Source organism: Sphaerochaeta sp. (genome assembly GCF_050256055.1).
In the GTDB taxonomy this organism is placed as follows: domain Bacteria; phylum Spirochaetota; class Spirochaetia; order Sphaerochaetales; family Sphaerochaetaceae; genus Sphaerochaeta.
Window position 1 is genome coordinate 1 of record NZ_JBFWIJ010000057.1, and the last position, 3,807, is coordinate 3,807.

The window sequence follows — 3,807 nt, forward strand, 5'->3', positions numbered from 1 at the left end:
TCCGCCACTCTGGGGAGGACCGAAGTCCTCCTTGCCGTGCGACTTGCATGCTTAAAACGCGCCGCCAGCGTTCGTTCTGAGCCAGGATCAAACTCTCCGTCATTTAATTCCGGCGTCGAGCGCCGGATACTAATTCAACTTCAAGCCTTCCCCTGTCATCTCGCGGCACCTGCTCTCCAGCCGGCGCCTCAAACGTTAGCTTTCACTTCGTTCGTGAATTGACTTGGAAGCCCTTGCACCTCTATAAGATTCACACCTTACAGTTTGCAATTGCTTGCAATACTTCTCTCTTTCCTTCGCTTATCAATGTTATAAATCAGGTCGCTTGATCCCTTTTGCAAGGGAGCGATTTTGGCTCTTGGCCAAGCACCTTTCGTTAGCGTGCTCGACTAAGATACTCTATCGAAAACATAGTGTCAATAGCAATTTCCACTATTTTCCGTTTTGTTCCACCTTCAAAACCCTTAAGCCGTTTCGGCTGTGGTTTTTTCTGGTTGAGCCGAGGTGGATACTACCTGTTTTACACAAATACGTCTAGGGGGTTTAAAAATATTTTTCCATTTTTTTTGGAAGGGGCGACAAAAACAGAGTCATCTGATAACCTGAGTTTTCGCTGAAATAGACGAAAAAGAGGTGCTAACAAGTTGTTATGTAATAACTTGTCTAGACACCTCCTTAGAATATTACTGTAGTACGTCAGCTCTTTTTCTTGGTCCCAGCCAACATTTTTCTGATGGCTACTTTGGAATACACATTCATACCGAAATTGATCCCCATCTTTTCTTTCAGCCGCTTCATCACTTTATCGTAATACAGTGTCTTGAAGGTGCTTTCGTTGAGTTGATCGACATTCGCTTTCCTCAAGGATTCGATGATTCCTTCGGTAGCATACTGATGGTCCAGCTCATGCTCAAGGATCCTCATGATCAGCAATGCGATGAAACAGGTGAGGAAATGGGAGCCGATGCGATCTTCACGGGCAACATAGACAGGTCTAGCCTGCAATTCGCTCTTGGTCACCCGGAAGGTCTGTTCGATCTTCCACAAGCCATGGTACATGTCAATGATATCCCGGGGAGTAACGATCCTGTTGAGTTGCAGCATCCCCTCGTGTTTCAACCATCTACTCTTGCCGACAAAGGATTCCTCGCTTTCTCCAGCTGTGTGACCTGTGGCATCCACAGCCTCCCTCAGTCCGGTCACATTGGTCTCGATCACATAAAAGCCATCAAGCGACTCATCTTCCTCAAGCTTGCTGAAGTCAAAGACAATCTTAGCATCATAGTGCTCAATACGTTGATTCGTGTCCTTGTCGTACACCTGTGTTCTTAAGTATTTGTTCTTGCCGTGATTGTTGTCCACCACATCCTTGCTGTGCGAGTGCGAGGAGGCAAGGGCCTTCTCAACGGCAGCTTGCCGATCCAATTTCGCTCTGTCAGCATATTTGGCAGACCAGTAGATGATTTGGTGGTGTCCCACCCCCTTCACACGCCTTCTGTTGCCTCCGGCATCCCGTACATGGGTATCCTTCATCTCATCAAGTACTTTGTACATGAACGATACGGGCGTAACCGTATCAGAAGGAACAAGCTCTTTGCCTTGGGCATCAAAGCGCACATAACCTGAACTGTCCCTCACGGTATCTTTGAGATGCTGCGTACCCCCACGTACCGATTTGCTGAAGATGTAGCCGTTATGGTTGGTGATCACATCGGCAACATTGTCTCCGCTCATCATGGCCTTGTCGGCAACGAAAATGATGTGATCCATAGCGAGCTGGGACCTCACACTTTCACTCATGGGAGAGAAGGTCTTACCATCGTTCGTATTGCCGGGAAACAGATCGTAAGTGACCGGAAAGCCCCGGTCATCCATGAACAGCCCCATCTGGACGATGGGATTGGGGCGATGTTCTTTACTCATTCCCTTCTTCCTGAAATCATCCTCGTTGTCGATCTCGAAGTAGTAGTTGGTCACATCGTAGAACAGGAGGGTCGAATCCCTGCCATACTGTTCCACCATCTTCTGGTTCAGCATCTGCAGCAGGTCTTCCCGGTAACGGGGCAGAATGCTCAGGGACCGGTAGACCGCATTGAGGTCGAAGTCCATCTTTTCGAAGTATTTGTGTCTGCCGAACCAGGCGGCCCGTTTGGAGCCTGGAGCAAGAACCCGTTCATACACGAGCAGCTTGACTACTGCGGTAAGGTTGTAGGAGATGTCCAGGTACTTGCGGCGGTCATCGAAGAACTTGGCGATGCCGAGGGAGTGGAATACTGAACTGAGTGCCGCATAGCCGATATTTCTCACACTGTCATACCTACCGGTATCTTCATCGAAGGGCAGCAGTGCTTCAGGCATCAATTCAATCACTACAGCGCTCTGCTGCTGTTTCTTTTGTAGAGTCATCCGCTTGGCAATCTGCTTGTAGTGGGCAATCGGATCATCATAAAGGTGGGTGAACTCGTCGACGTACCCAATGCGTTCAATGGTACGGTGTTTGACCTTCCCTGCCTCTTTGTATCCTTCAACGATCATCATCAAAATCCTGCCGGTTTTCTTCTCAAGGAGAGTCTTTACGAACATGGGGCACCTCACTTGGAGTTAGTATACCATAACAGACAAAAACAGACAATAGAAACATTCTTTTAGAAATGATAAAAATTGCAAAAAAAATGCCCCCTAAGGGCTTGGAAATGTACATTCTGGGATTTGTTTCCTATTCAACTGTGACAAAGACCGGAGGTCGGAATGAGAAGCATGCATAATCATCTGCGGCATTTTAAGTTATCCAGTAAGTTTTACTATACTCTCTTGACTCTGTATAGGAAACTTCTTATTATATAGTTGCACTTGCAACTATATAATAATTTAAAATGCCTTTATTCCTGGTAGATTCACTTCTTCATGCAAGTCATAGCCAATGAGAGAGAGACATTTTTGGAGGTACATTATGAAACGAACAAACAGGGATCGATCACTTGGGAAGACATTCAATCATATATCAAGAAATATCCACTGGGTGGTCAAACATCAATTAGAACGATACGGAGTCGGCAGTGGGCAACACTTTTTCCTCTTTCTCCTCGATCAGTCTCCGGGTATCACGCAAAATGAAGTTAGTAGGAAAACCAACATCGACAAGGCTACCGCCGCTAAGGGGCTTGCCAAGCTCGATCTGCAAGGCTATATAAAGAGAGTCCCCGATACCGAAGACCGCCGATTACGACGGTTATATCTCACGGAGAAGGGAAAAGAGATTATTCCGAAAATTAAAGAAAGTCTTGCTCAGGTAACCGAGATATGTTCGGCTGACCTTTCCGAAAAAGAACTCGAGGTGCTATTTTCTCTCCTCGATAAAGTAGAGAGCTCACTGAGCACCTATGTCGATTCCCACATAACATCCTTCCTCAGCATAGATAAAGAAAGACTCTAAATGAATAAAACCGAAGCTAATAGAACTAAGCTAACAGAAGGGCCGATAGGCCGTACCCTTTTCCGGTTGGCATTACCGATGGTGTTCGGCATACTCAGCATGGTCGTTTTCAACTTAGCAGACACATTTTTCGTGGGGCGGTTGGGGAAAGAACAGCTAGCAGCCCTTTCCTTTACCTTCCCAGTTGTTTTGTTCATCGGTAGTATTGCACAGGGTATCGGTATGGGTACTTCAGCCGTGGTCTCCACAGCAATCGGAGAAAAAAACTACCGTAAAGTACATCGCCTGGTTTTCGACAGTCTACTTCTTGGTATAATCCTCTTGGGCATCGGAGCGATACTAGGAATGTTCACCATACGACCTCTATTCCGCTT

At 46.7% G+C, this 3,807-nt stretch carries 3 protein-coding genes and 1 rRNA gene; 2 read left to right on the forward strand and 2 right to left on the reverse strand.

All coding sequences use genetic code 11. The features are described 5' to 3' along the window. Both AB7C91_RS13570 and AB7C91_RS13575 read right to left on the reverse strand, forming a co-directional pair. A 16S ribosomal RNA gene (locus AB7C91_RS13570) occupies window positions 1-103 on the reverse strand; the annotation flags it as partial. A 593-nt stretch (window positions 104-696) separates the two neighbouring features. Next, window positions 697-2,583 carry an IS1634 family transposase gene (locus AB7C91_RS13575; RefSeq protein WP_428592349.1) on the reverse strand — a complete coding sequence of 629 codons (1,887 nt, stop codon included), beginning with the start codon at window positions 2,581-2,583 and terminating at the stop codon, window positions 697-699. Window positions 2,584-2,950: 367 nt separating this feature from the next. On the opposite strand from AB7C91_RS13575, the gene AB7C91_RS13580 reads away from it, so the two are divergent. Both AB7C91_RS13580 and AB7C91_RS13585 read left to right on the forward strand, forming a co-directional pair. Then, window positions 2,951-3,433, forward strand: coding sequence for a MarR family winged helix-turn-helix transcriptional regulator (locus AB7C91_RS13580; RefSeq protein ID WP_428592352.1), 483 nt, complete (start codon window positions 2,951-2,953; stop codon window positions 3,431-3,433). Further along, on the forward strand, window positions 3,434-3,807 hold a 374-nt coding region (locus AB7C91_RS13585; RefSeq protein ID WP_428592355.1), incomplete at its 3' end, for an MATE family efflux transporter.